The following is a 26,051-nucleotide window of genomic DNA, read 5'->3' on the forward strand; positions in this document are numbered from 1 at the left end:
GGTACCGCTCCGGCGGCCGGTGGTTCGACCTCGGGTTCGGACGGCACGGCTTCGGGCACGCAGGTGTCCCCGGTCGTGGACGTCCCGGTGACGATCGGTGGCAACGGCATCGGCGTCCTCGGTGACGGGGCCGCGACGGGCACGGCGCCCGCCGCGGGCACGGGTACCGGTACCGGTACCGCTCCGGCGGCCGGTGGTTCGACCTCGGGTTCGGACGGCACGGCTTCGGGCACGCAGGTGTCCCCGGTCGTGGACGTCCCGGTGACGATCGGTGGCAACGGCATCGGCGTCCTCGGTGACGGCGCGAGCACCGGCGGCACGACGGCCCCGGCCACCGGCACCACGACCCCGACGACCGGTGGTTCGACCTCCGGCGACGGCGGCGTGCTCTCCGGCACCCAGATCACCCCGGTGATCAACCTGCCGATCACCATCGGCGGCAACGGGATCGGCATCGTCGGTGACGGCACCAGCACCACCCCCGGCACAGGCACCGGTACGGACCCGGGCACCGACCCGGGCACGGACCCGGGCACGGACCCGGGCACGGACCCGGGCACGGACGCCGGTACGGACCCCGGTACCGACCCGGGCACGGACCCCGGTACGGACCCCGGTACCGTCCCCACCGACGGGACGGGCACCGACACCGGCACCACACCCGGCACGGCGACCATCCCGGTGGGCGTGGTCGGCGTCGTCGAGCCGACCCGGGCCTCCACGGCGGGTGTGGTGACCGCCACGACCGCTGCCACCAGCGGGGTCCGGACGAGCGCCGGCACCGTCGCTGCGGACGCTGCGGCCGGTGAGGGTCAGTCGGAGCTCGCGTACACGGGAGCAGGCTCACCGGTCCTGCCGGTCGGGTTCGCCCTCCTGCTGCTCCTCGCCGGAGCGGGCACGCTCGTGCTCCGTCGCCGGCACTGACCGACAGGTCGACGAGGGACGCCGCACCCGCGGCGCCCCTCGTCGTCACGCCGCCCGGGAACGCATGCGTGTGCATGTCGCGACGGAACGCGGGTCGATCGACGCGTGCTTCGTCGGAAGATGCCCACGCATCGGATGTGCGTGCATGGTTCGACAGGACACCAGTCGATCGACGAGTGCTCTGTCGGAACATGCCGGTGCACCTGATGCGCGCACGCGCCGGCGGTGCGACGCCACGTGACGGCCGGGGGAGCAGAACGACGCAGCCGTCAGCGGCCTGGGGTATCGTTCCGACTACGCAAGCGCTCCGGGGTCGGTGTAATTCCGAGCCGGTGGTGACAGTCCACGAACTGATGACGGGTGCGAGCCCGACAGAGGTTGACCCGGTGGGATTCCGGGACCGACGGTGAAAGTCCGGATGGGAGGCGCGCTGGGCGGACAGGACGACCCCACGACCCGTGGGGTGCGACCGGTCCGTCGATGCCGACGATCGTCGAACACCCCCGGAGTCCCGTTGAGAGGACACCAGTGTTCACCGGCATCATCGAGGAACTCGGCACCGTCACCGCCGTCGAGCAGCAGGGCGACTCCGTCGCGCTCACCGTGCACGGTCCCGTCGTCGTGCAGGACGCCCGGCACGGCGACTCGATCGCGACCAGCGGAGTCTGCCTGACCGTCGTCGAGCAGACCCCCGAGACCTTCACCGCCTTCGTCATGAAGCAGACCCTCGACATGAGCGCCCACGGTGCGCTCCGGGTGGGGGACCGCCTGAACCTCGAACGTGCCGCCTCGGTGGGCGACCGCCTGGGCGGGCACATCGTGCAGGGCCACATCGACGGCACCGCCACCGTGCTCGAGACGGCCGACGGTGACGGCTGGCGGCGCGTGCGGTTCTCGCTCGCGCCGGCGCTCAGCCCGCTCGTGGTCGACAAGGGCTCGGTCGCGCTCGACGGAGTCTCGCTCACGGTCAGTGCGGTCTCACCAGAGGACACCGCCCCCGACGCGGCCTGGTTCGAGGTGAGCCTGATCCCAGAGACGCTCGAGGCGACGACGCTCGGGCTCCGCGTGCCGGGTGACCGGGTGAACGTCGAGACCGACGTCCTGGCGCGGCACGTCCGCCGCATGCTGCGGCTCGACGCCGCGGCGCAGTCGCTCGAGACCGTCGGATCGGAGGCCCGGTGATGGTCGCCGAGGTCGGTACCGTCCCGCAGGCACTCGGGTTGTCGAGCATCGAGACCGCGATCGCGTCGGTCGCGGCCGGCCGCCCCGTGATCGTCGTCGACGACGAGGACCGTGAGAACGAGGGCGACGTCATCCTGTCCGCCGAGCTCGCCTCGCCGGAGTGGATCGCGTGGACCGTCGCGCACTCGTCGGGGTTCATCTGCGCGCCGGTCAGCACCGAGATCGCCGACGCCCTCGACCTCCCGCCGATGGTGGCGCACAACGAGGACGTCCGCGGCACGGCCTACACGGTCACGGTCGACGCGGCCGTCGGCGTGACCACGGGCATCAGCGCCCACGACCGCGCCCGCACGCTGCGGGTCCTCGCCGACCCGACCTCGGTGCGTGACGATCTGCACCGACCCGGACACGTGGTGCCCCTCCGTGCACGACCGGGCGGGGTCCGCGAGCGCGCCGGGCACACCGAAGCAGCGATCGAGCTCGTCACCGCGGCCGGACTCCGGCCCGCGGCAGCGATCTGCGAGATCGTCGACGAGGACGGCAGCATGATGCGGCTGCCGGCGCTCGTCGCACTCGGGGCACGCGAGGGCGTGCCCGTCATCACCATCGCCGCACTCGCCGAGTGGCTGGACGCGGCAGACCGGGCGGCGGCAGCGTCCGCAGTGCCCACGGAAGGAACGACACGATGAGCGGAGCAGGCGCGGCGGACCGCGACCAGGTCGACGGCACCGGGATCCGGGTGGCCATCATCGCCGGACAGTGGCACGACACGATCGCCGCGGGCCTGCTGGCCGGGGCGCAGCGCGAGGTCGAGCGGCTCGGGGCGACGGCCGACGTCATCCCCGTCCCCGGTAGCTTCGAGCTGCCCGTGGTCGCGAAGACCGCGCTCGAGGCCGGTTTCGATGCGGCGGTCGCGCTCGGGGTCATCATCCGCGGCGGTACCCCGCACTTCGAGTACGTGTCGGGTGCCGCGACGAGCGGCTTGACGCAGGTCGCGATCGACACCGGCAAGCCCGTCGGGTTCGGTGTGCTCACGCTGGACGACGAGCAGCAGGGGCTCGACCGCGCGGGGCTGCCCGACTCCAAGGAGGACAAGGGCGCTGAGGCCGCACACGCGGCGATCAGCACCGCGGTGACGCTTCGGACCCTGCGCGTCCTGGTCTGAGGCGCCGGACACCTACGCAGAACGGCCCCGCACCGGTGAGGTGCGGGGCCGTTCTTCCTGCGCGGACTGGCGAGCAGCGGTGCTTGCTGGTCAGCGCTTGCCGAACACGTGGATCGGCAGGAAGAAGGAGAGGCTCATCAGGAGCACGCCCGCCATGAAGACGAAGGCCTGACCGGACTCGACCTGGAAGGCGAACCCGAACAGGTACATCGACACCAGCAACAGCAGGATCGAGAAAACAGCGGCGATGACGCGGCCCACGGGATACCTCCGGGTGTCGACGAGTGGATCGTCCCCAGTCTATCCCCAGCCGGCGGTGCGCCGGTTCACGCGCCGGGTCGCGTCGCGATCAGGCGGTCGACGACGGCGAGCAGGGTCTCCATGTCGACGCTGCCCCGCTTCGGTCGGACATCGCTCGCGGCACCGAGTGAGGCCTGGTGGTACAGCCCGTCGCCGAGGAGCTTGACGGCCTGCGCGGTCGGCTCGTCGTCGAGGGCGTCGACGAGGGTCGCGAGCCACGCGTTCTCGGTGTCGTCGAGGGTGCGACCTGCCTCTTCGTAGCCGGCCTGCTGCAGGCGGCTCGCAGCGAGCAGGGCGAGGTCGAGCTCGCTGCCGACGAACAGGCAGTTGCGGACGAAGTAGCGCGCCGCGCCGTCCGCGGCGTCCCGCATGCGCTCGACGTCGATCGCGGACAGGTCCGACAGGCGCTCGCAGAGCCCCTCGACCAGGGCGGCCTTGGAGCCGAAGTGGTACAGCAGCCCGCCCTTCGAGACACCGGCGCGCGCGGCGACGGCGTCGAGCGTGGCGGGACGCTCGCCCTCCTCGCACACGATGGCGACGAAGCTGTCGAGGACACGGTCGCGGGCACTGGCCATGCCGAGAGTCTAGGAGCAGTTCCAGGTGGCTCGGGTCCCGTCACGACCGCCGCGACCGTGAACGCTCACGACCCGCCGCCGGATCATTGCCGTTCCCTCCCGTACCGGCTAGCGTCGACCCGACCGTGAAGGTTCACGAGACGACAAGGATCCGCATGTCAGCGCAGACGGCGAACACCGCCACCACCACCACCCCGACCTCGACCACCACCGACCGCCCCGGGTGGGCCGTCCTCGGCCCCGGCGGCATCGCCCGACGCTTCCTGTCGCAGCTGCCCGCCAGCGGAGGCGTCCTGGTGGCGGCCGGCAGTTCGTCCGCCGAGCGGGCGCAGGTCTTCGCCGACGAGGCCGCCGGGTTCGGGTTCGCGGACGTGACCACCGGCACCTACGACGAGGTCCTCGCCGACCCGCGGGTGGACGCCGTCTACGTGTCGACCGTGCACACCGGGCACGCGCGGCTCGTCCTCGCCGCCCTCGAGGCGGACAAGGCCGTCCTGTGCGAGAAGCCCCTCTCCGTGAACCACGGCACCGCGATGGCGCTGACCGACGCAGCACGCCAGGCCGGACTGCCCCTGGTCGAGGCGTTCATGTACCGCTTCCACCCGCAGACCGCGGCGCTGCTCGACCTGGTCCGGGACGGCGTGATCGGCGACGTGACCCACATCGACGCCTCGTTCGCCTTCCGGACGGGCGAACGCACGGGTCGCCTGTTCGACGTCGACACCGCGGGCGGCGGGATCCTCGACGTCGGCGGGTACCCGGTGACGATGGCCGCCGCGATCGTGCAGGCCGCCACCGGGGTCGCCGTCGCCGAACCGGTGGCCCTCACCGCCACCGGCACGCTCGGGCCCACCGGGGTCGACGAGTGGACGGTCGCGCAGCTCACCTACAAGGGCGGGATCACGGCGTCGGTCCGGACCGGCGTCTTCGTGCAGGACGACAACGCCGTGTCGGTGTACGGCACACGCGGTCGCATCGTGCTCACCGACCCGTGGACCCTCGGCGACGACCCCACGATCGAGATCCGCACGGCTGACGAAGCCCCTCGCTCACTGTCGTTCGCGGGTGAGCACCCCTACGCCCGTGAAGCCGACGCCACCACCGACGCCCTGCGTGCCGGCGCGGTCGAGGCGGCGCAGATGACGATGGACGAGACGCTCGCCACCGCGCGCACGCTCGACAAGTGGCGTGCGGCGATCGGCCTGCGCTACCCGTTCGAGGCCGAGACCGCGGACATCCCGACGGTGTCCGGTCGGCCGCTCGCCGTGCAGGACGGCAACCCGATGCGGTACGGCGAGGTGCCGGGCGTCGGCAAGCGGATGTCCCGCCTGGTGATGGGCGTCGACAACCAGCCCGACCTGGCACACGCCAGCGCGATCTTCGACCTGTTCGTCGAGCAGGGCGGCAACGTGTTCGACACCGGGTACATCTACGGTGGCGGGGTACTCGAGGGCAGGCTCGGCAGGTGGATCCAGAACCGGGGGATCCGCAAGGACGTGGTCGTCATCACGAAGGGCGCCCACACCCCGCACTGTGACCCGGAGTCGATCACCAGGCAGCTGCTCGAGAGCCTCGAGCGCCAGGGAACCGACTACGCGGACGTCTACATGATGCACCGCGACAACCCCGACGTGCCGGTGGGGGAGTTCGTCGACGTGCTGGACGAGCACCGGCGGGCCGGGCGCATCCGCGTGTACGGCGGCTCGAACTGGACCCCCGCACGGTTCGACGAGGCGAACGCCTACGCCCGGGCCAACGGCAAGCACGGGTTCGAGGTCCTCAGCAACCACTTCGGCCTGGCCGAGGCGTACGACGTGCCGTGGGACGGCTGCGAACACGCGACCGATGCGGCATCGAAGGCCTGGCTCGAGGAACGCCAGGTCCCGCTGCTGCCGTGGTCGTCGCAGGCCCGCGGGTTCTTCACCGGCCGTGCGACGCCCGAGGACACCAGCGACGCCGAGCTCGTCCGCTGCTACTACTCGGACGACAACTTCGAGCGGCTCCGCCGTGCGCGGGAGCTCGGCGAGCAGTTCGGCGTCCCCGCGACGGCGATCGCGCTCGCGTACGTGCTCAACCAGCCGTTCCCGACCTTCCCGCTCTTCGGACCCCGTACGATCGCGGAGGCCCGGTCGTCCATGACGGGCCTCTCCGTCGACCTCTCCCCGGAACAGGTGGCATGGCTGGACCTCCGCGCCTGACCCCCGGCGGCCGCGCGACGATCATCGACGTCGCCGCGGCCGCCGGGGTGTCCCGGCAGACCGTCACCCGTGCGATGAACGGCATGTCCGGCATCAGCGCGGCGACCAAGGACCGCGTGCTCCAGGCCGCGGCTGCGCTCGACTACCGTCCGTCGCGCTTCGGCCGCGGGCTCGTCACGGGTGGCGACCACCAGCTCGGGCTCGTCGTCAACGACCTGCGGAACCCCTACGCGCCGGCGCTGGCGTCCGCGGTGCTCGGCCTGGCCGCCGCCCGCGGGTGGAACGTCATGCTCGCCGACGTCGGGCTCGCGAGCGACTCGGACCGGATGGTGGAGTCCCTCGGTGCCCAGACCGACGTCGTGATCGGCTACCTCGGGTCCCGTGCGCCGGAGTGGATCGAACGGCTCGGATCGGTCCCGGTCGTCGAACTCGACCCCTCGGGGCCGGTGACACGCGCCGCGGTCCGGATCGACCCGACCGCCGCGATCGAGGACCTCGCCGACCACCTCGTCGACGTCGGGGTGAAGCACCCCGTCGTGCTCGACGCCGCCGCCGCCGGCGTGCCGAGCCAGCGCGGGGAGCACATGGTCGCGGCACTCCGGCGTCGTGGGTACCTGCCCGACCTCGTCGTCGCGTCCGCACCCACCGCCGAGGCCGGCGCCGGACAGACCGAGCGGATCCTCGCCGAGCACCGCCGGGTGGACGCGGTCCTGGCGTTCAACGACGTGCTGGCCCTCGGCGTGCTGTCGGCCTGCCGTCGTGCCGGCGTCGACGTCCCCGGTGACGTCCGCGTGGTCGGCGTCGACGGCCTGCCACTCGGGACGCTCGTCGCGCCGACGCTCACCACGCTGGCCGTCGACCTCGACGAGGTCGCCGGCCAGGCCCTCGACCTGGCGCTCGGCATGCTCGCGGGCGAGCTGCCGCGCTCCGGCGCGGCCGTCGAGCGCACGGTGCGACACCGCTTGCTGCTCCGCGAATCGGCGTAGGCCCGACGACGCGACCAGGGGATCGTCCGCAGGCCCGTGGCGGGACCGCCGCGGGCCTCCCGGCCGTCGTCAGTTGCATTTGCAACCAAAACCGTCCGGACGGTACACTCAGAGGGTCCTGACGGGGCGCGTGTCCATCCCGCGTCCCGTCTCGTCTGCCCCACGTACCACCCGCCGTCGACCTGGTCCGGCTCGAAGTCCCAGGAGTCCGCCGTGTCCGCACTGCTCACCAGTCCCGTCGCCACCCGCGTCACCGGGAGCCGTGCCCGACGGTTCCTGGCGCTCGCCGTGCTCATGCTGCCGGTCCTGCTCATCTCGGTCGACAACACCATCCTGAGCTTCGCGCTGCCGTCGATCAGCCGCGCGCTGAACCCGGACGCCACCACGCAGCTCTGGATCGTGGACGCGTACCCGCTGGTGCTCGCCGGCCTGCTCGTCGTGATGGGCAGCATCGGTGACCGGATCGGCCGACGGCGGATCCTGGTGATCGGCGCGACCGGCTTCGCCCTGTTCTCGGTGGCCGCGGCCTTCGCGACCGACGCCTGGATGCTCGTCGCGGCCCGGATCGCGATGGGTGTGTTCGGCGCGATGCTCATGCCCGCCACGCTCTCGATCATCCGCAACGTGTTCGTGGATGCGGGGGAGCGGCGGATGGCGCTCGCCGTCTGGTCGACGATGTTCGCGGCCGGCAACGCGCTCGGCCCGCTCGTCGGCGGCGCGCTGCTCGCGCACTTCCACTGGGGCAGCGTCTTCCTGGTCGCGGTGCCGATCCTCGTGCTCATGCTCGTCGGCGTGCCGTTCTGCGTGCCGGAGTCCCGCGACCCGATGCCCGGGCCGGTCGACCTGCCGAGCATGTTCCTGTCCCTCGGTGCCCTCGCACCGATCGCCTGGGCCATCAAGTCGGTCGTGCACCCCGAGGAGCGCGGCCTCGCGATCGCGATGCTCGCCGTCGGTGTCGTCTGCGGCATCGCGTTCGTCCGCCGGCAGCTGCGGTCCCGCACGCCGATGCTCGACCTGCGGCTGTTCCGCAGCACGGCCTTCACCGGCAGCGTGCTGATGAACCTGGCGGCGATGTTCTCGCTCACCGGGTTCCTGTTCTTCATCGCCCAGCACCTGCAGCTCGTGGCCGGGCTCGACCCGTTCGCGTCCGGCGTGGTGCTCATCCCGGGGTCGGTGCTGACCATCGTCGCCGGGCTCGCGGTCGTGCCGATCGTGGCGCGTGTCGCCCCGCGCTGGGTCGTGTCCGTGGCCCTGTTGTTCTCGGCGGCGGCGTACGCCCTCGTCGCGGTCCTCGGACACCATGCGTCCATCGCCGCCCTGGCGTTCGCCTTCGTGCTGCTGGGCATCGGCATCGGGGCGTCCGAGACGGTGACGAACGACCTCATCATCTCGACGGCTCCGGCGGACAAGGCCGGAGCGGCGTCGGCGATGTCCGAGACGGCGTACGAGATCGGCGCCGTGCTCGGCACCGCGGTCCTCGGCACGATCCTGGCGACGACCTACCGGGCGCACGTCGTGGTGCCCGACGGGCTGTCCTCGTCGGCGCACGTCGCGGCGCAGGAGACGCTCGGCGGCGCGGTCGCCGCGGCTGGGCAGCTCGGCGGTGGCGCCGGGCAGGTGCTGCTCGAGTCGGCTCGGGCGGCGTTCGACTCCGGCGTGACGATCACCGCGGGCGTCGCGGCGGTGCTCATGGTGGTGGCGGCCGCGGGTGCGCTCGTCATGCTCAAGCGCCGCTGAGCGGCCGCGCGGGCGCGCGCACTTCGCTCCGCTCGCTTCGTGAGCAGGACTGGTCGGGTCGCCGTGTGTGACCCGACCATTCCTGCTCACGAAGTGCCAGTCACGGCACGCCGGCCGCGCCCGAACCTGTGAATCGTTGACCTCAACCAGGGTTCAGGTCATACGTTGGGTGGCAGCCGCCGAGTGACGGCAGCCCCTCCCGAAGGAACGACCACGATCACCATGCCCGACGAAGCACCGGCCACCATCGCCGACGCGTACAAGTCCGCCTTCCGCGGGCACCCTGCCGGCGTCGCCGTCATCACGGCCGAAGGCCCGGACGGACCGACCGGCCTCACCGCCTCGAGCGTCGCGAGCGTGGCCGTCGACCCGCCCGTCCTCGTCTTCTCGCTCTCCACGAACTCCGGCTCGGCCGGGGTCGTGCTCGGCGCGCCGCTGTTCGTCGTGCACCTGGTCGACTCCCTCGGGGTCGCACTCGCGAAGCGCTTCGCGTCAACCGGCAGCCCGGCCGCCGACGACCCGATCTGGGGCACCCTGCCGTCCGGCGACCGCTACCTGCCGAGTGCGGCGAGTGCGCTCCGCTGCCGACCGCTGTCGACGACACCCATCGGCAGCTCGACCGTCGTCGTCGCCGAGGTGCTCGACATCGTCGTCGGCGCCGACCGCGGCGAGCCGCTGGTCTACCACAACCGGGAATTCCACTCCCTCACCGATCGTTCCCGGCTCTCGTGAGCCGCGGAGCCGCGTCCACAACCCACTGATCGAAAGGACCTCACATGGCTGAGTACACCCTGCCGGAGCTGCCGTACGACTACGCCGCACTCGAGCCGCACATCAGCGGCAAGATCATGCAGCTGCACCACGACAAGCACCACCAGACCTACGTGACGGGTGCGAACACCGCGCTCGAGCAGCTCGCCGAGGCTCGTGAGTCGGGCAACCTGGCGAACATCAACAAGCTCGAGAAGGACCTCGCGTTCCACCTCGGTGGCCACGTGAACCACTCGATCTTCTGGACCAACCTCGGCCCGGACACGAAGGTCCCGGAGGGCGAGCTCGCCGCGGCGATCGACGAGTTCTTCGGTTCGTTCGAGAAGTTCCAGGCGCAGTTCGCCGCCGTCGCGAACGGCATCCAGGGATCCGGCTGGTCCGTGCTGGCCTGGGACACCGTGGGCCAGAAGCTCACCACGTTCCAGCTCTTCGACCAGCAGGGCAACATCCCGTTCGGCCTCGTCCCGATCTTCATGCTCGACATGTGGGAGCACGCCTTCTACCTCGACTACCTCAACGTCAAGGCGGACTACGTCAAGGCCGTCTGGAACATCGTCGACTGGGAGAACGTCGCCGCTCGTTTCGAGAACGCGAAGTCGCAGCGGTTCGTCACGCTCTGATCCGCGTCGGCGGGTCACCACGGTGACCACCTGACGAACGGGAGGCACGGTGCCAGCTGGCACCGTGCCTCCCGTTCGTGATCCGGGTGGGGTTCCGGGCCGCGTGCTGTTCCCGGATGCGCGACCGGTCCGCGGTCGCTCGTGTGTGTTCAGCGCGCGCGGTCGGCGCCGGCCGTGCCAGCGGCCAGGTCGTGGGCGATTCGACGCAGCGCGGCGTCGGCGTCGGCGTGCGCGCGGTCGACGAGCGCGCCCCACTGCGCTCCGCGTGCGGCCATCACCGTGTGCTGGGCCGCGCGTTCGGCCAGGACGGGGTCGGCACCGTGCGCCCGGCACCACGCTCTGATGGCCGCGACGTGGCAGCGGTGCGCGCGACGCTGCCGGTCTCGCCCGTCGAGGGACTCGACCGACCCGAGTTCGAAGGTCAGCCGCGCGGCCAGCGCACGGTGCGGGTCGTCGAGCCCGCCGAAGGCCGCGACCAGGTGGTCGGCGAGGGCGTCCGCGTCGGCGCCGGGGTCGAGAGGCGTCGCTGAGCGGGAGGCCGCCAGGTGTTCGACGACGGAGTCGATCAGGGCCTCGCGCGAGCCGAAGTGGTACACGACCGGGTAGGCGCTCGTCCCGAGCACACGGCCGAGGCCCCGGACCGTGACGTCCTCGATCTTGGTCTGGACGAAGTGGTCGACGACCTGCTCGAGGATCGCCGGTTTGCGGGTGGGGTCGGGCTTCCTGGGCATGGCATCTCCGTCGTCGTGGCGGTGGTCGCGCGACCGCCCACATACTAGCAGTCGGTATATCAGCGGCACCATCTTCTCGTCGTCGTGCGTGCTCCCTCCGTGAATCCTCCGTTTTCATCGATAGAAACGGAGAAATGCTCGGCTCCGCGTACACTGTTGCGGATGTCCATGCCGTACGAGGGCGCTCTGCCGCCGTCCCGGCCCGAGGGGACCCGCGCCGGACGGGTGGTCGCGGGCCGCCGTCGTGGCGCCGGAAAACGCTTCCTGGTCGTCGGCGACGTCCTGGACGGCGTCCTCGTGCACACCACCGCGCACCGGATCGGTGTGCACGACCCGGCGGCGGAGATCCGTCACCGACCGACCGGTGCCGGCGGCAACACGGCCACCTGGCTCGGCTGGCTGGGAGCCGAGGTCGATGTGGTCGCCCGGGTGGGGGTCGACGACGTCTACCGCCACGAGCGTGCGCTCGAGGACGCCGGGGTCCGGGCTCACCTGCGCTACGACGTGATGACGTCCACCGGGGTCGTCGTCTCCGTCCGCAACGACCACGGCCGCACGGCGATGTCGGATCCGGCCGCGAGCGGGAAGATCAGTGCCGTCGACGTCCCACCCTCGGTGGTCGCACGCGCCGACATCGTGCACCTGACCGGTGCCGCCATGCTCGGCGGTGGCGCCGACCGGCTCGCCGACCTGGTGGCGTGCGCCAGGACGGGTCCGGCTCGCGTGGCGGTGGACCCGTCGTCGGTGGCCGTGATCGAGGCCGTCGGTGCGAGCCGGTTCCTCGAGGCCCTGGAGGGCGTCGACGTCCTCTTCCCCGACCAGCAGGAGGCGCTCGCCCTCGCCGGGGGCAACGACCTCGACGCCGCGGTGCGCCGGCTGACCGAGCACGTCCCCCTGGTCGTCGTCACCGCGGGGGCGGACGGCGCGCTCATCGGGCGTCGGGGCCGGAGCGTCCACCGGGTCCCGGCGACACCGGCGACGGTCGTCGACACCATCGGCGCCGGGGACGCCTTCGTCGCCGGTTTCGTCCGTGCCTGGGCGACCGATCCGGTGCGGGTCGGTGCTGCAGCCCGCGAGGGCACCCGGGTCGCGGCACGGGCACTCGGCTTCGTGGGCGGTCGACCGCCGGTCTGAGCCGTCCGGCACCCGAGTGGTGCCGCCGGTTCAGTACTGGGTCAGGTCAGCGCTCCGACGGTTCGGCGACGACGTTCAGGGTCTGGACGCGTGCCGCGGCGGCGGGCGCGAGCCGGATCTCGATGCGCAGCCGTCCGCAGGTACCGGGGAGCCACCAGCGCAGGTGCGACGGCACCGCCGAGTACTCGGCCACCGGCGCCGCGGTGAGATCGGCGCCGACGTCCGCGACGGCCTGCGCCACCGCCCGCCGTCGGCGGTCGTACGGCACGTCCATCGCCACGTTGGGCGTGCAGATCGCGTCCGCCAGGTCGTCGCGCCAGTCGGCCAGGAGGCGCGTCACGGCGGCCTGGGCGGCTCGCGTCCCGCGGGTGGTCGTCGCCACCCCCGTGCTCGCTGCCGTCACGTCGGTCGCGTCCGTCGCCGGAGTGGGCGATCCGGATGCCGCGGTCTGGGCCCCGTCGAGCACCAGGTCGTGCGCCTGCTGCGCGGCGGCGGAGACCTTGGCCTGCGTGGCGTTCTCGAACGCGACGACTCCCAGGCCGTCGCGCACGGACCACCGCATGTGCGCGGAGAAGCCCGGGTACCCGCCGGAGTGTGACACGAGTTCGCCGAAGCGGTCGTCCTGCTCGACGAACAGCCCGAAGCCGTACGCCGTTGCGCGGGCCGAACCCGGGACGACGGACGACGGGACGACCCGCATCGCCTGCTGCATGAGCCGGCGGTCGGCGGGGGAGACCGGGCCGGGCTCCGGTGCGGCGGAGAACGCCGAACCGAGGTGCGTCGCCCAGCGTGCCAGGTCACGCACGGTCGAGAAGAGCCCACCGATCGACGAGAACGCGCCGGGGCCGGTCATCGGCAGCGGTTCCCAGCCACCCTCGTGGCCTCGGGCACCGGCGACGACGAACCCGCTGGACGCGTCGGCGCTGAACACCGTGTCGGTGAGCCCGAGGGGACGGAGCACGGCGTCGCTGGCAGCCTCGGTGAAGGGCTGTCCCGACACGACGGCGACGACCCGGCCGAGCAGCGCGTAGCCGAGGTTCGAGTAGGCGAAGCGGGTGCCGGGTAGCGAGTCGAACAGCAGGCCGCCGCGCAGGAACTCGTCGAGCTCGGCGTCCGAGATCGACTCCTGCCGGTCGGCCCAGGGGTCGTCGGTGGGGAGCCCCGCCGACATCGTCAGCAGCATCCGCACCGTGGGGACGGGGGAGTCCGGGGTCGGCAGGGTGACGGCGTCGAAGGCCGGCACGAAGTCGGTGATCGGCGCGTCGAGGTCGAGCGCACCCCGGGCGACGAGGGTCAGCAGGGTCGCGGCGGTGACGCTCTTGGTGCAGGAGGCGATGCGGTACACGGTGTCGGCGTCCGGTCGACGGCCGTCCCCACGGTCGCCGTGCCCACCGGACGCGACGAGGGCGGAGCGGTCGAACACGCCCCACACACTGCTCGGCGCGATGCCCTGTTCAACACGAGCACGGAACAGCTCGTCGACCTGGTCGACGACGGCGGCGATCGCCTGCCGCCCGGTCACGAGCGCCGCATCCGTTCGTAGGCGTCGAGCGCCCGCTGCCGCGACGCCTTCAGGTCGACCATCGGCTCGGGGCGCAGCTCGTCGGCGGGGACCCAGCGGTGGACGTACTCGCGGTGCGGGTCGAAGCGCTCGAGTTGCCGATCGGGGTTGAAGACCCGGAAGTACGGGGCGGCGTCGAAGCCGGAGCCCGCGACCCACTGCCAGTTCGCCGCGTTGTTGGCGGGGTCGGCATCGACCAGGGTGTCCCAGAACCACTGTTCCCCGACTCGCCAGTCCACGAGCAGGTTCTTCACGAGGAAGCTGCCGGCGGCCAGCCGCACGCGGTTGTGCATGGCGCCGCTGTGCCAGAGCTCGCGCATGCCCGCGTCGACCAGGTCGAAGCCGGTCAGACCCTGCCGCCAGCGGTCGAGCTCGGCCGCTTCCGGGTCACGCCACGGGAACGCGTCGAAGTTCCGACGGACGTTGACGGTGGCGATGTCGTCGCAGTGGAAGTACTCGTTCCAGTTGAACTCGCGCCACGCCAGCTGCCGGAGGAACGCGGCGGCGTTCTGGCGCTGCGCGGGCTCGAGCCGCTCGTGCAGGCGGTGCCACACCTGGTACGGGCTGATCTCGCCCCACCGCAGGAACGGGGAGAGGCTGCTGGTGGCTTCCATCGCGGGCTCGTCGCGCTGGTCGTAGTCCTCGAGCGCGTGCTCGACGAAGTGCTCGAGCTGCTGACGGGCACCGTGCTCGCCCGGGGTCCAGGCATCACGGAGGCCTCCGGCCCAATCGGGCTTCGTCGGCAGCAGTGCCCAGTCGGCCAGAGCGTCACTGGTGACGTCGGCCGCAGCCGGTAGGTCGTCGGGGTCGGGCAGGGGGTGGCGCGGTTCGGGCAGCGCCTGGACGGCGTTCCAGAACGGGGTGAAGACCTTGTACGGCTCGCCTTGCCCGGTGAGCACCGTCCACGGTTCCCAGAGCAGGTTCGCGGCGAAGCTGTGCGCCTCGATGCCGCGGTCGTGCAGGGCCGCCTTGATGCCGGCGTCGATGTCCCGCTCGACGGCGCCGTACCGACGGTTCCAGTAGACGGCGTCGGCCCCGGTGTCGGCGACGAGCTGGTCGATGGCGTCGGCCGCGGCACCGCGCCGGAGGACCAGCCGGGAGCCCCGTTCGCGCAGGTCGGCGTCGAGGGCGGTCAGGGAGTGGTGCAGCCACCAGCGGCTGGCGGCACCGATCGGACGGAGCCCCGGGGACTCTTCGTCGAGGACGACCGCCACGGTGACGTCGCCGCCGTGGTCGATCGCAGCACGGAGCGCGGGGTTGTCCGACAGCCGCAGGTCGTCACGGAGCCAGACGATCGCGCCGGTCACACCGTCGCCGCATCCGCAGCGGCCACCGGGCGGGCCGTCGACCGCCGGCCTGGTGCGGTGCCGACCGCCAGCCGGAGCTTCGTGCAGAGTTCGGTGAGGGTGCGCAGTTCGGGGTCGGACAGCCCGGCACCGACCTGCTGCGCGATGCTCGCCGCGTGCTGCACGGCGACCTGGCGGTAGACGTCGAAGCCGTGCGGGGTCAGTGCCACGATCACGCCACGGGCGTCGGTGGGGTCCGGCTGCTTCTCGACGATGCCGCGGGCGAGCAGGCGGTCGACCAGGCGGCTGACGCTCGGCTGGGTGAGGAGCAGGTGCCCGGTGAGGTCGCGCATGCGGCAGCGGCGCCCGGGCTGGGTCGACAGGTTGAAGCAGACGTCGTACTCGTTGAACGAGATCTCGTCGCCGGGGAAGTCCGCGTTGAGACTCCGCATCACGGCGACCTGGGCGCGGAAGAGCGCTTCCCAGGCGGCGACGGCGGTCGCCTTCTCACTGCGGCGTGTCTCGCTCACGTTCGCGTTCCCTCCGGTCGTACGGTCTGACCACACTACCGACGGGGTCCGACAGGAGCCGGGCGACATGCACGAGGGCCGGCCGCCTGTCGGCGACCGGCCCTCTCCCTTGCACCAAGAGTTTCCTGCAATCACATTCCACAGGCGGTGCCACAGCAAACACCGTCTGCACCACCGACTGTATAACGAAGCGGTAACGGCGCGCCAGCCTCTCCGCGGCCGGTTCGCTGCGAGTTCACCAAGAGCAGCCGGTCAGGCTCAGAAGAGGTCGGGCGACGGGGTCGACGCGTACCGCACGGCGACGTCCGCGTGCCGGTCGAAGCGGTAGCCGACGCCGCGCACGGTGCGGACGATCTCCTCGAACGCGCCGAGCTTGGAGCGGAGCCGACGCACGTGCACGTCGATGGTGCGCTCGTTCGGGGTCTCGTCCTCGCCGTCGGACCAGAGGCCCTCGATGATCGCGGAACGGTCGACGGTCTGGCCCTCGCGGAGGACCAGGAACTGCAGGAGTTCGAACTCCTTGTAGGTCAGGGGCGCTGCTTCGCCGTCGAGGGTCACGCGCTTCCGGGAGATGTCGATGACGACGCCGGTCTCCTCGGGCTCGGGCTTCTCGGCCTGCTTGCGGGCGGCCACCGCGGAGCGGTCCTGCAGGGCGAGGCGGACGACGTCGACGTCCCGGCCACCGGAGTGCTCGGCGGCGACTGCGACCGCCGCGTACGTCTCGGACGACGGGACCAGCTGCGCCGTGAGGGCCTTCAGCTGCTCGACCACCGCGGCCAGGGTCGTGCCGGCGGCGGCGGCCTTCGCTTCGTCGATCCCGACGTACAGCGCGAAGCCGCGGGCCTCGGTGCCCTCGGGGAGCGCGCGGTTCCGCTGCGGCGCGACCACGGGGCTCGTCGGCACGGTGGCCGGTCCGGTGGCTGCCGGGGAAGCCGGGCGGGGGCGGATCGGCGTCACGGTGCCGAGATCGGTCGGGGCCGGTGCGGTGCGGAGCGCGGTGCGGGGCTGGGCGATGGTGAGCGACATGGTGGTTCTCCGGGCGGTGTGGCCGGTGCGCGGGTGGCGCGACGGCCGGTGTCGAATGCGTCTTCCCGGGTACGGCGGTACGCCGATGTGCCCTGCGGTCCTGCTGCGGACCGGGGCCGACCCGGGGGAACGGGAGACAGACCTCGTGACGTGGTGCGCGTCGCCGACGGTGTCCGTCACCCGGGGATCACGCGCTCGCGACGGGGGTGGTGTCGCGGGGGATCCGGCTGGAACGGGTGCCGATCAGGCACACATTCGACAACGCATGACCGGCATGGTCGGCATCATCACGCCGACGGTCCCCACTGCCCCTGCGGAGGAGCACGCCTCGGAGAGGACGCGGGTGGACACGGTTGCAGTCATGTGACGAGTATCTGCGGTATACCAACGCGGTGTCAACCGTCCGGGCGGACGGTGCGGTGGGCGCGACCGCACGGGCGTCGAGCGCCACGCCCGTTCTTTCCCATTGCGCACGCGATGGGAAGTCGAATCGGGCGTAGCGGGTCGAAAGGAACGACCTGGTACGCCCGAATCGACCCGGTACGCCCGGAACGGGCGGGTGCGGCCGACGCGACGCGCGCCACGACGGACAGGAGGCGCGGTGCCAGCCGGCACCGCGCCTCCTGTCTGTGGGGTGGTCGCTACTCGGCCAGCCCGTACAGCCGGTCGCCGGCGTCGCCGAGGCCCGGGACGATGTACCCGTTCTCGTCGAGCTTCTCGTCGAGGGCACCGAGGACGATCGAGACGTTGCGGTCGCCGACGGCTTGTTCGACCATGGCGAGCCCCTCGGGGGCACCGAGGATGCACACGCACGTGACCTCCTGCGCACCGCGGGCGAACAGGAAGTCGATCGCGGCGGCGAGGGTGCCGCCCGTGGCGAGCATCGGGTCGAGCACGAAGCACTGTCGCCCGGACAGGTCGTCGGGCAGGCGCTCGGCGTAGGTCTGCGGCTCGAGCGTCTCCTCGTTGCGGGCCATGCCGAGGAACCCGACCTCGGCCGTCGGGACCAGCTTGACCATGCCCTCGAGCATGCCGAGACCGGCTCGGAGGATCGGGACGACGAGCGGCCGCGGCTTGGCGATCGCGACGCCCATGGTGTGCGCCACCGGGGTGTCGATCGGCGTCGCCGTGACCCGGACGCCCCGCGTGGCCTCGTACGCGAGGAGCGTGACGAGCTCCTCGGTCAGGGCGCGGAACGTGGGGGAGGGCGTCGTACGGTCGCGGAGCACCGAGAGCTTGTGGGTGATGAGCGGGTGGTCGGCGACGTGGACTCGCATAGGGTCGAGCCTAGCGTGCCGACGACCGTCAGGAGGTCCCGTGGAGGAGCCCGCAGCCCGCCCCTTCGTCCCGGCGATGGAGCGTGCGCTCGACGAGGCCCGACGGTGCCTGGCGACCGACGACGTCCCGGTCGGTGCCGTGGTGCTCGACCGGGACGGCGTCGTGATCGCCACCGGCCGGAACGAGCGCGAGGCGCGACAGGACCCGACGGCCCACGCCGAGGTCCTCGCGCTGCGTGCTGCAGCGGCGGTGACGGGGGACTGGCACCTCGAGGAGCACACGCTCGTGGTGACGCTCGAGCCCTGCCCGATGTGCGCCGGCGCCGTCATGGCCGCACGGGTGCCCCGGGTCGTGTTCGGCGCGTGGGACCCGAAGGCGGGCGCCAGTGGCAGCGTCTACGACATCGCCAGGGACCGCCGGCTGCCGCACCGCTCCGAGGTCATCGGGGGTGTGCTCGAGGCGGCGTGTGCCGAGCTGCTCGACGACTTCTTCAGTCCGCGGCGAGGATGACGATCGCCTCGGTCGGCGGCTGCGGCCCGGTGCGCAGGACGTCCGGTTCGACGTAGATCACCCGGGCGATCGGCACGGCGCTCCGGACACGCTGCTCGACGGTGTCGATGCCGGCGGCGACGTCACCGAGCCGGCGGTCCCCGTCGACGGCGACCTTCACGCCGACCATCAGCTCGTCCGGCCCGAGGTACAGGGTCTTCAGGTGGATGATCGAGTCGACCTCGGGGCCGTCGAGCACCGCCTGCTTGATGCGCTCGACGTCGGCGGCGGTGGCGCCCTCGCCGACGAGCAGGCTCTTCGTCTCGATGCCGAGCACCACCGCGACCGCGATGAGCAGCGCCGCGATGAGCATGGTGCCGATCGCGTCGAAGACGCCGTTCCCGGTGATCGCCGTCAGGCCCACGCCGAACAGCGCGAAGACCAGGCCGAGCAGGGCCGCGGTGTCCTCGAGCATCACGACGGGCAGCTCGGGGGCCTTCGCGCGGCGCACGAACTGCACCCAGCTCTGGGAACCCTTCTGCGGCCGGGCCTCCTTCAGGGCGGTGCGGAGCGAGAAACCCTCGAGACCGATGGCGATGACGAGCACGACGAGGGGGAGCCACCAGTTCTCGAGCGGGTGCGGGTGGGCGAGCTTCTCGATGCCCTCGTAGAGCGAGAAGACACCGCCGACCGAGAACAGGATGATGGAGACGACGAACGCGTACACGTAGCGTTCACGCCCGTAGCCGAAGGGGTGCTCCTGGTCCGCCGCTCGCCGGGCCCTGCGGCCGCCGAGCAGCAGCAGGAGCTGGTTCGCGGAGTCGGCCAGGGAGTGCACGCCCTCGGCCAGCATCGACGCTGATCCGCTGATCGCCGCCGCGATGAACTTCACGATCGCGATGCCGATGTTGGCACCGAGTGCGGCGAAGATCGCCTTCGTGCCTCCGGAAGCGCTCACAGCTGTCCCCTTCTCGTGGTCTGCGACACGATCCTAGGCGGGTCGCGTCGGTAGGGTCGGGAGCATGACGATCGACCTGCCCCGCACCGCCCTGCTCGGCGTCGGCTCCATGTCCGGCGCGGTCCTCGACGGCCTGCTCGCCGCGGGACTCGACCCGGCCACCGTGACCCTCACCACGAAGTCGGAGGCGTCCGCTGCTGCCCACCGGGAGCGCGGACTCGACGCCACCGCGAGCGACACCGACCCCGACGCCAACCGGGCGGCCGTCCGTGGCGCGGCCCTCGTGGTGGTCGGCGTGAAGCCGTACATGATCGCCGACCTGCTCGACGAGGTCGCCGGCGACCTGGACCCCGGTGCCGTCCTGGTCAGCGTCGCGGTCGGCACCACGACCGCGAGCATGGAGGCTCGGGTACCCGCCGGCGTCCGCGTGGTCCGTGCCCTGCCGAACACCCCGATCGGCGTCGGCCACGGCGTCACCGGCATCAGCGCGGGCACCTCGGCCGACGCCGAGGCCGTCGCGCTCGCGTCGTCGGTGTTCACGGCCTCGGGCGAGGTCATCGAGGTGCCCGAGTCGCAGCTCGACGCGCTGTCCGCCGTGTCCGGTTCCGGTCCCGCCTACGTCTTCCTGCTGGTCGAGCAGTGGCAGCGCGCCGCCGAGGCGCTCGGCTTCACGCCGCAGCAGGCGGCGACGATGGTGCAGGGAACCGTCCGCGGTGCGGTCGAGCTGCTCGGGCGGTCCGGCCGGGAGCCCGCTGACCTGCGTCGTGCGGTCACGAGCCCGAAGGGCACGACCGAGCGTGCCGTCGCGGTCCTGCAGGACGCCGATCTGGCGGACACGCTGCTGCGCGCGTCACGTGCCGCGATCACGCGTGCGGAGGAGATCGCCGCGTCGTAGCGCAGCGCCGGTGCGCAGCGCCGGTGGGTGCGGTGCGGACGCTGCCCCCTCCCTCGCAGGCTCGGTCGGCGCGGCCCGCGTGCCGCTGGCGCGGCACCGCTGAGCGGGCCGCGCTACTCGTACGCGGCGAAGCGCTCGAGGTCGGTCTCGGAACCCGAGACGATGATGACGTCGTCCTCACCGATGACGCTGTCCGGCGTCGCCGGCACGAACGGGTTGCCGGGTGGCTTGATGCCGAGCACGGTCAGGCCGAAGCGGGTGCGGATCACCGTGGTGGCGAGGTCCTTGCCGCGGACCGCGCGCGGCGGGAACATCTTGACGACGGCGAAGTCGTCGTCGAACTCGATGAAGTCGAGCATCCGGCCGGAGACCAGGTGCGCCGTGCGTTCGCCGGCCTCGCGCTCCGGGTAGACGACGTGGTTCGCGCCGATTCGGGACAGGATCGTGCCGTGGGAACGACTGATGGCCTTCGCCCAGATCTGCGGGACGCCGAGGTCGACGAGGTTCGCCGTGATGAGGACGCTCGACTCCAGGTCGCTGCCCGTGCCGACGACGGCGATGGCGAAGTCCTGCGCGCCGATCTGCCGGAGCGCGTCGATGTCGGTCGCGTCCGCCTGCACCGCGTGGGTGACCCGGTCGGACCACTTCTGCACCAGTCCGGCGTCGGTGTCGACGACGAGCACCTCGCGGTCCTGGCGTTCGAGCTGGCCGGCGGTGGCGGCCCCGAAGCGACCGAGCCCGATGACGAGGACGGGAGCGTCGTGACTGATGGCACCGTGCTGGTGCGACGGACGGGTGCGGTCAGCCAACGATCGGCCTCTCCTCGGGACGGCGGAACAGTTGCCGGCTCTGGCTGGCGGCCAGGGCAGCGGCGATGGTCACTGTACCGACCCGGCCGAGGAACATGGTGGCGGCGAGCACGTACTTGCCCGATTCCGGCAGGTCCGCGGACACCCCGGATGACAGGCCGCACGTCGCGAACGCCGAGATCACCTCGAACAACACCCGGTCGAGCGAGTCGTCGGTGATCTGCAGGAGCACCACGGTCGCGACCGCGACGATCGTGGCGCCCCAGAGCACGACCGCCACCGCGACGCGGAGGACGTCGCTCGGGATCCGGCGACCGAACACCTCCATGCTCTGACGGCCGCGGGCCTCGGCGACGGCTGCCAGGAAGAGCACGGCGAGGGTCGTGACCTTGATGCCGCCGGCGGTCGAGGCGGAGCCGCCCCCGATGAACATGAGCATGTCGGTGACGAGCAGGCTCGAGCCGTTGAGCTGGTCGAAGTCGACGAGCGAGAACCCGCCGGAGCGGGTCATCGTCGACAGGAAGAGCGCCTGGAACGCGGTGCGCCCGGCTCCTTCTTCGCCGAAGGTCGTCGGGTTCGATGCCTCGAGTGCGGTGTAGACGACCGCGCCGCCGAGGAGCAGGATCGCGCTCGTCGCCAGGGTGAGCTTGACGTGGATCGGCCAGCGCCGCGGAGTGCGCAGCTGCTTCGTCAGGGCACGGATCACCGGGAACCCGATGGACCCCGCCACGACACCGATCATCAGCAGCGTCAGGAACCAGTAGTCGTGGGCGAACGGGTCGAGGCCGTCGGCGTTCGGCGAGAACCCGGTGTTCGTGAAGGCCATCGCCGCGTAGTAGAAGGAGTCGCCGACCGCGTTCCAGAACGGGATGCCGGCGATGAGCACCGACGGCAGGAGCAGCAGGCCGAGGACGATCTCGATCGACAGGGTGCTCACCGCCACCGTCGCGAGCAGGGTGCCGACCTCGCCGAGCCGGACGGCCTGTCCCTCGGGCACGGCACCGTGGTGGGTACGGAGCGGGTTCGAGTCGCCCGCCGCCATGAGTTTCGCGCGCAGGCCGAGCTTCCGGGTGACGAACAGGCCGAGGATCGACGCGAAGGTCAGGACACCGACGGCGCCGATCTGCGTGCCGATGACCACCAGGACCTTGCCGAACACCGACCAGTGCGTCGCCATGTCGACCGTGGACAACCCGGTGACGCAGACCACCGACGCCGCCGTGAAGAGGGCGTCCGCGAAGTGGGTGCTGCTGCGGTCGGCCGTGGCCCACGGCGTCATGAAGAGCACCGTGAACAGGAAGATCAGCGCGATGAACACGACGATCGCCAGTCGGGACGGCGACGAGCGCAGCACGGTCGCGATCCGGCTCGCCCGCCGTCGGCTGACGCTCACGTGGTGCGGGATCGGCTCGGTTCGGTCGAGCATGCGTATGCCTCCGAGGACATGGGCCGGGACGGTTCGTCATGGTACATCCGCGGTGCCCCGGCTAGCCTTGCCCCATGGCCGACATCTTCTCCGTCGTGGCGGACCCGACGCGGCGCGAGTTGCTCGGCACTCTGCTGTCCGCCTACGGATCGGACGTCACGGGCGGGGAGCTCAGCGTCGGCCAGCTCGTCGAACGTCTCGGCGTCAGCCAGCCTACGGTGTCGAAGCACCTGCGCGTCCTGCGCGACATCGGTCTCGTCACCAGTCGCGAAGAAGGGCAGCACCGCTACTACCGACTCGACCCGGAGCCCCTCCTGCAACTCGAGGAATGGGTCGTGCCGTTCACGGGCGCGGTCGACGCCGACGGCACCCCGGCCACCACCGCCTGGACGCCGGACGGCCAACCGGTGTCCATCCGCCGGAACGGCACGGCGGGCAAGGCAACGGTCGAGGTCGGCACCGAGCTCGGCCGCGTGATGGCCGAGGCGTCCTACCGGGCCACCGCCGCGATCTCCGGGGCGCAGCAGGGCTGGGAGCGCGTCGTCGACCGCAGTCGCAAGCGCTTCACGCGTCGGGGCGACGAGGACTGAGCCTGCGCCCACGGCACGGCGAGGACGCAGCACGGGCCGGAGGCCCGCGGCGCGACTGATCCTGGACACCGGGTCGCACGCGCCTCTACAGTTGCCACTGACCACAGAGGTCACACCACTCCCGTGCGCAGCGCGCGTGCGAGCCCCGAAGGCGGACCATGACCGGCAGTTTCGACGACGTGCGCTTCCTCACCGTCGCTGAGGTCGCCGAGATGATGCGTGTCTCGAAGATGACCGTGTACCGGATGGTGCACGCCGGTGAGCTCCCCGCCATCCGCTTCGGCCGCTCCTTCCGCGTCCCCGAGTCGGCCGTTGCCGACGTGCTGCGCGGTGGCGTGGCGGACGTCGGCTGAGCGCGCGTTCGACATCACAGCGGGCAGCCGGTAGACTCGGGCAGGTTGATTTTCCGCGGTCTCTTCGGCCCGGTGTCCGTACATCAGCATCAGTCCGAGCGAGGTCCACATGGGTTCTGTCATCAAGAAGCGTCGTAAGCGCATGGCGAAGAAGAAGCACCGCAAGCTCCTTCGCAAGACGCGTCACCAGCGCCGCAACAAGAAGTAGATCCTCAACAGGTCTGCGCAGGTCGAAGGACCTGCACGAGAAGCCCCGGTTCGCCGGGGCTTTTGCGTTCCCGGACTACGCTGGGACCATGCCCGAAGTGACGTTCCTGACGAAGCCCGGATGCCACCTCTGCGACGACGCCCGGCCCGTGGTCGAACGCGTCGTCGCCGATCACCCGGGGATCACCCTGCAGGAACGCTCGATCCTCGACGACGACGCCCTCCGCCAGGAGTACGCGGAGGACATCCCCGTCGTGCTGATCGACGGGCGCGTCCACAGCAACTGGCACGTCGACGCCGACCGGCTTGCACGTGCGCTCGAGAAGGCCGAGGCCCGCGCATGATCTCCCACGTCGTCTCCTGGTCCCTGCGTGAGGACCTCGACCGAACCGCGTCGATCGCCCGCATCCGCGAACTCCTGACCGGTCTGGTCGGCACCGTCGAGTCGATCCGCTCCCTCGAGGTCGTCGAGAACGTCGCCTATCCGGACAAGAACCACGACGTCGCGGTGGTCGCCACCTTCGAGGACCTCGCCGGGCTCGACGCGTACCAGGTGCACCCGGAGCACCAGGCCGCGGCAGCGGAGATCCGCCAGCTGGTCACGGCGCGGGCCGCCATCGACTGGCAGAGCTGAGCCGGGCCTCCCGTCCGCTTGCTCGTGCGTCGCGACGCGCGCGCTCTGCAACGCTTCGTGAGCAGCAATGGTCGCCTCCCGCATCGGGAGGCGACCATTGCTGCTCACCGTGTGCGCGCGGCGACGCCGCGCACGCTTCGCCCTACGGGGTCAGGCGAGTCGGACCACGGAACAGGTAGGTGACCTCGCGGATCGACGGCTCACCGAGCATCAGCATCAGCACGCGGGCCAGGCCCATGCCGAAGCCACCGTGCGGCGGGACGCCGTAGCGGAAGAAGTCGAGGTACCAGCCGAGCTCTTCCGGGTCGAGGCCCTTCTCGACGGCCTGCGCCTCGAGCACGTCGACGCGGTGCTCACGCTGGGCACCCGTGGAGATCTCGGCACCGTTGAAGATGAGGTCGTAGCTGTTGGTGACCGACGGGTCGCCCGGCTTGCGCATGTGGTAGTACGGCCGGATCGAAGCGTCGTACTCCGTGACGAACACGAACTCGGAGCCGTGGTGCTCCTTCGCCCAGGCGGCGACGCGGCGCTCGCCCTCGGGGTCCAGGTCGCCGTCGGCGCGGACGACGTCGTAGCCGCTGTCGGCGACGATCTTGCGCGCGTCGGCCAGGGTCACGCGGGGGAACGGCGTCGCGGGGACCTGCAGCTCGAAGCCGAAGACCTCTTCGATGTCCTTGCCGTACTTCTCCTTGACGGCGGTGATGCCGGCGACCAGGACCTCTTCGTGCATCGCCATGACGTCCTCGTGGGACTCGATCCACGAGAACTCGGCGTCGACGCTGGTGAACTCGGTGGCGTGGCGGCTCGTGAAGGAGGGGTCGGCGCGGAAGGCGTCGGCGATCTCGAACACGGCACCGAAGCCGGCCGGCTGCGCCATCTGCTTGAAGTTCTGCGGGGACTGCGCCAGGTAGGCGGTCGTCTCGAAGTACTCGAGCTGGAACAGCTCGGCGCGCGACTCGGACGCCGAGGCCATCAGCTTCGGGGTGTGGATCTCGATGTAGTCGCGGTCGACCCAGTACGTGCGGAAGGCGTGCTCCAGCGTCGTCTGGATGCGGAAGATCAGGTTCTGCTTGCGGTTGCGCAGGTCGAGGAAGCGCCAGTCGAGACGCTTGTCGAGCGACGAGTCGTCGGCGATCGGGGTCTCCGGGATCGCGGCGCTCACCACCTGCAGCGCACCGATCTTGACCTCGAGCCCGCCGAGCTTCACGCGCTCGTCGTGCTTCAGCGTGCCGGTGACGTGCACGAAGGTGCCGTGCGCCAGGCCGGAGATCTCGTTGGTGGTCGCGAGGGCGGACTGTGCGGCGTCGTCGCCGTCCTCGGCCTCGCGCGTCGCCGGGTTCACGAGCTGGACGGCGCCGGTCTCGTCGCGCAGCACGACGAACTGCACCTTCTTCTGGTCTCGGACGGTCTCGACCCATCCGGCCACGGAGACGGGACCGTCGGGGAGGGCTGCCAGGTCGGCGATGCGGGTGCGTTCGATCACGGTGGTCGAGTCTAACCGCCTGCGTCCGGAGGCGTGGGCGGCAGGGCTCTTCCCTCCACAGGGCCGCCTGCGTCCGGCGTTCTCCACCGATGGCCGGGAGGCCCGTGGCGGCGTGCGTGGACGCCGTAGCGTTCTCGACGTGGCCGGGTCGCGGGACGAGAGGGGGACCTGTCTCTTATACACATCTGACGCTGCCGACGAAT

At 71.4% G+C, this 26,051-nt stretch carries 28 protein-coding genes, 1 pseudogene and 1 riboswitch; of the genes and pseudogenes, 17 read left to right on the plus strand and 12 right to left on the minus strand.

Annotated features, from left to right (window positions below):
* The 4 genes and pseudogenes from DEJ17_RS17920 to ribH form a co-directional block, all read left to right on the plus strand.
* Nucleotides 1-924: pseudogene (locus DEJ17_RS17920) on the plus strand (hypothetical protein); the annotation flags it as partial.
* Between the two features lie 299 nt (nucleotides 925-1,223).
* Nucleotides 1,224-1,358: riboswitch (FMN riboswitch) on the plus strand.
* A gap of 94 nt (nucleotides 1,359-1,452) precedes the next feature.
* Entirely contained in the window at nucleotides 1,453-2,106 is a 654-nt protein-coding gene (locus tag DEJ17_RS16355; RefSeq protein WP_110895334.1) for a riboflavin synthase, read from the plus strand.
* A complete protein-coding gene (gene ribB, locus DEJ17_RS16360) occupies nucleotides 2,106-2,795 on the plus strand; it encodes a 3,4-dihydroxy-2-butanone-4-phosphate synthase (RefSeq protein WP_110895336.1) in 690 nt (229 codons plus the stop codon). Before DEJ17_RS16355 ends, ribB begins: the two co-directional genes overlap by 1 nt.
* Nucleotides 2,792-3,271 carry a 6,7-dimethyl-8-ribityllumazine synthase gene (ribH, locus tag DEJ17_RS16365; RefSeq protein WP_110895338.1) on the plus strand — a complete coding sequence of 160 codons (480 nt, stop codon included), beginning with the start codon at nucleotides 2,792-2,794 and terminating at the stop codon, nucleotides 3,269-3,271. Before ribB ends, ribH begins: the two co-directional genes overlap by 4 nt.
* Nucleotides 3,272-3,361: 90 nt before the next feature.
* On the opposite strand, the gene DEJ17_RS17925 is transcribed toward ribH, so the two are convergent.
* Together DEJ17_RS17925 and DEJ17_RS16370 are read right to left on the minus strand one after the other, a co-directional pair.
* The gene (locus DEJ17_RS17925) at nucleotides 3,362-3,532 is read right to left on the minus strand and encodes a hypothetical protein (protein WP_017888559.1); all 171 of its coding nucleotides are present in this window, start codon (nucleotides 3,530-3,532) and stop codon (nucleotides 3,362-3,364) included.
* Between the two features lie 65 nt (nucleotides 3,533-3,597).
* Nucleotides 3,598-4,146, minus strand: a complete 549-nt coding sequence (locus DEJ17_RS16370; RefSeq protein ID WP_110895340.1) for a TetR/AcrR family transcriptional regulator — start codon at nucleotides 4,144-4,146, stop codon at nucleotides 3,598-3,600.
* A gap of 155 nt (nucleotides 4,147-4,301) precedes the next feature.
* Here DEJ17_RS16370 and DEJ17_RS16375 point away from each other — a divergent pair, with 155 nt between their 5' ends.
* The 5 genes from DEJ17_RS16375 (at nucleotide 4,302) to DEJ17_RS16395 (ending at nucleotide 10,458) form a co-directional block, all read left to right on the plus strand.
* Nucleotides 4,302-6,344 (plus strand): aldo/keto reductase, encoded by a 2,043-nt coding sequence (locus DEJ17_RS16375; RefSeq protein ID WP_110895343.1) that lies wholly within the window; start codon nucleotides 4,302-4,304, stop codon nucleotides 6,342-6,344.
* Nucleotides 6,323-7,330: a LacI family DNA-binding transcriptional regulator gene (locus DEJ17_RS16380; RefSeq protein ID WP_110895345.1), complete on the plus strand. Its 1,008-nt coding sequence runs from the start codon at nucleotides 6,323-6,325 to the stop codon at nucleotides 7,328-7,330. The genes DEJ17_RS16375 and DEJ17_RS16380 overlap by 22 nt, the downstream gene beginning before the upstream one ends.
* 213 nt (nucleotides 7,331-7,543) lie before the next feature.
* Nucleotides 7,544-9,067 carry an MFS transporter gene (locus DEJ17_RS16385; RefSeq protein WP_110895347.1) on the plus strand — a complete coding sequence of 508 codons (1,524 nt, stop codon included), beginning with the start codon at nucleotides 7,544-7,546 and terminating at the stop codon, nucleotides 9,065-9,067.
* A gap of 222 nt (nucleotides 9,068-9,289) precedes the next feature.
* Nucleotides 9,290-9,799: a flavin reductase family protein gene (locus DEJ17_RS16390; RefSeq protein WP_110895349.1), complete on the plus strand. Its 510-nt coding sequence runs from the start codon at nucleotides 9,290-9,292 to the stop codon at nucleotides 9,797-9,799.
* A 44-nt stretch (nucleotides 9,800-9,843) separates the two neighbouring features.
* A complete protein-coding gene (locus tag DEJ17_RS16395) occupies nucleotides 9,844-10,458 on the plus strand; it encodes a superoxide dismutase (RefSeq protein ID WP_110895351.1) in 615 nt (204 codons plus the stop codon).
* 149 nt (nucleotides 10,459-10,607) lie between these two features.
* On the opposite strand, the gene DEJ17_RS16400 is transcribed toward DEJ17_RS16395, so the two are convergent.
* Nucleotides 10,608-11,189 (minus strand): TetR/AcrR family transcriptional regulator, encoded by a 582-nt coding sequence (locus DEJ17_RS16400; protein ID WP_110895353.1) that lies wholly within the window; start codon nucleotides 11,187-11,189, stop codon nucleotides 10,608-10,610.
* 162 nt (nucleotides 11,190-11,351) lie between these two features.
* Here DEJ17_RS16400 and DEJ17_RS16405 point away from each other — a divergent pair, with 162 nt between their 5' ends.
* Entirely contained in the window at nucleotides 11,352-12,323 is a 972-nt protein-coding gene (locus DEJ17_RS16405) for a carbohydrate kinase family protein (RefSeq protein WP_110895355.1), read from the plus strand.
* A 46-nt stretch (nucleotides 12,324-12,369) separates the two neighbouring features.
* Here the strand turns inward: DEJ17_RS16405 and DEJ17_RS16410 are convergent, their stop codons facing one another.
* The 5 genes from DEJ17_RS16410 to upp form a co-directional block, all read right to left on the minus strand.
* Entirely contained in the window at nucleotides 12,370-13,845 is a 1,476-nt protein-coding gene (locus tag DEJ17_RS16410) for a serine hydrolase (protein ID WP_181421262.1), read from the minus strand.
* Nucleotides 13,842-15,191: a deoxyribodipyrimidine photo-lyase gene (locus DEJ17_RS16415; RefSeq protein ID WP_110895360.1), complete on the minus strand. Its 1,350-nt coding sequence runs from the start codon at nucleotides 15,189-15,191 to the stop codon at nucleotides 13,842-13,844. The genes DEJ17_RS16410 and DEJ17_RS16415 overlap by 4 nt, the downstream gene beginning before the upstream one ends.
* On the minus strand, nucleotides 15,188-15,700 hold the full coding sequence (locus DEJ17_RS16420; protein ID WP_181421263.1) for a MarR family winged helix-turn-helix transcriptional regulator: 513 nt from the start codon (nucleotides 15,698-15,700) through the stop codon (nucleotides 15,188-15,190). Before DEJ17_RS16420 ends, DEJ17_RS16415 begins: the two co-directional genes overlap by 4 nt.
* Nucleotides 15,701-15,958: 258 nt before the next feature.
* Nucleotides 15,959-16,726: a winged helix-turn-helix domain-containing protein gene (locus DEJ17_RS16425; protein WP_027466328.1), complete on the minus strand. Its 768-nt coding sequence runs from the start codon at nucleotides 16,724-16,726 to the stop codon at nucleotides 15,959-15,961.
* 641 nt (nucleotides 16,727-17,367) lie between these two features.
* Entirely contained in the window at nucleotides 17,368-18,003 is a 636-nt protein-coding gene (gene upp, locus DEJ17_RS16430) for a uracil phosphoribosyltransferase (protein WP_110861591.1), read from the minus strand.
* Nucleotides 18,004-18,079: 76 nt separating this feature from the next.
* On the opposite strand from upp, the gene DEJ17_RS16435 reads away from it, so the two are divergent.
* Nucleotides 18,080-18,514: a nucleoside deaminase gene (locus DEJ17_RS16435; RefSeq protein ID WP_110895377.1), complete on the plus strand. Its 435-nt coding sequence runs from the start codon at nucleotides 18,080-18,082 to the stop codon at nucleotides 18,512-18,514.
* Here DEJ17_RS16435 and DEJ17_RS16440 read toward each other — a convergent pair.
* Nucleotides 18,495-19,451, minus strand: coding sequence for a cation diffusion facilitator family transporter (locus DEJ17_RS16440; protein ID WP_110895365.1), 957 nt, complete (start codon nucleotides 19,449-19,451; stop codon nucleotides 18,495-18,497). The two genes, DEJ17_RS16435 and DEJ17_RS16440, sit on opposite strands and share 20 nt — an antisense overlap.
* A gap of 64 nt (nucleotides 19,452-19,515) precedes the next feature.
* Between DEJ17_RS16440 and proC the strand changes: the two genes are divergently transcribed.
* Complete coding sequence (proC, locus tag DEJ17_RS16445; RefSeq protein ID WP_110895367.1) at nucleotides 19,516-20,346, plus strand: pyrroline-5-carboxylate reductase; 831 nt, start codon at nucleotides 19,516-19,518, stop codon at nucleotides 20,344-20,346.
* A gap of 113 nt (nucleotides 20,347-20,459) precedes the next feature.
* On the opposite strand, the gene DEJ17_RS16450 is transcribed toward proC, so the two are convergent.
* Together DEJ17_RS16450 and DEJ17_RS16455 are read right to left on the minus strand one after the other, a co-directional pair.
* Nucleotides 20,460-21,155 carry a TrkA family potassium uptake protein gene (locus DEJ17_RS16450; RefSeq protein WP_258366869.1) on the minus strand — a complete coding sequence of 232 codons (696 nt, stop codon included), beginning with the start codon at nucleotides 21,153-21,155 and terminating at the stop codon, nucleotides 20,460-20,462.
* Nucleotides 21,148-22,581 carry a TrkH family potassium uptake protein gene (locus DEJ17_RS16455; RefSeq protein WP_110895369.1) on the minus strand — a complete coding sequence of 478 codons (1,434 nt, stop codon included), beginning with the start codon at nucleotides 22,579-22,581 and terminating at the stop codon, nucleotides 21,148-21,150. The genes DEJ17_RS16450 and DEJ17_RS16455 overlap by 8 nt, the downstream gene beginning before the upstream one ends.
* 74 nt (nucleotides 22,582-22,655) lie before the next feature.
* Between DEJ17_RS16455 and DEJ17_RS16460 the strand changes: the two genes are divergently transcribed.
* The 5 genes from DEJ17_RS16460 (at nucleotide 22,656) to DEJ17_RS16480 (ending at nucleotide 24,365) form a co-directional block, all read left to right on the plus strand.
* Nucleotides 22,656-23,171 (plus strand): helix-turn-helix transcriptional regulator, encoded by a 516-nt coding sequence (locus DEJ17_RS16460; RefSeq protein ID WP_110895371.1) that lies wholly within the window; start codon nucleotides 22,656-22,658, stop codon nucleotides 23,169-23,171.
* Nucleotides 23,172-23,329: 158 nt separating this feature from the next.
* Nucleotides 23,330-23,524 (plus strand): helix-turn-helix domain-containing protein, encoded by a 195-nt coding sequence (locus DEJ17_RS16465; protein WP_017888579.1) that lies wholly within the window; start codon nucleotides 23,330-23,332, stop codon nucleotides 23,522-23,524.
* Between the two features lie 109 nt (nucleotides 23,525-23,633).
* Nucleotides 23,634-23,732, plus strand: coding sequence for a 30S ribosomal protein bS22 (locus DEJ17_RS16470; protein WP_003792170.1), 99 nt, complete (start codon nucleotides 23,634-23,636; stop codon nucleotides 23,730-23,732).
* A gap of 88 nt (nucleotides 23,733-23,820) precedes the next feature.
* Nucleotides 23,821-24,075 carry a glutaredoxin family protein gene (locus DEJ17_RS16475; protein ID WP_110895373.1) on the plus strand — a complete coding sequence of 85 codons (255 nt, stop codon included), beginning with the start codon at nucleotides 23,821-23,823 and terminating at the stop codon, nucleotides 24,073-24,075.
* On the plus strand, nucleotides 24,072-24,365 hold the full coding sequence (locus DEJ17_RS16480; protein ID WP_110895375.1) for a Dabb family protein: 294 nt from the start codon (nucleotides 24,072-24,074) through the stop codon (nucleotides 24,363-24,365). Before DEJ17_RS16475 ends, DEJ17_RS16480 begins: the two co-directional genes overlap by 4 nt.
* A 142-nt stretch (nucleotides 24,366-24,507) precedes the next feature.
* Here DEJ17_RS16480 and aspS read toward each other — a convergent pair whose 3' ends face one another.
* Nucleotides 24,508-25,848 (minus strand): aspartate--tRNA(Asn) ligase, encoded by a 1,341-nt coding sequence (aspS, locus tag DEJ17_RS16485; RefSeq protein WP_110861580.1) that lies wholly within the window; start codon nucleotides 25,846-25,848, stop codon nucleotides 24,508-24,510.
* Between the last annotated feature and the right edge of the window lie 203 nt (nucleotides 25,849-26,051).

The organism is Curtobacterium sp. MCSS17_011, from assembly GCF_003224275.1.
GTDB lineage: Bacteria > Actinomycetota > Actinomycetes > Actinomycetales > Microbacteriaceae > Curtobacterium.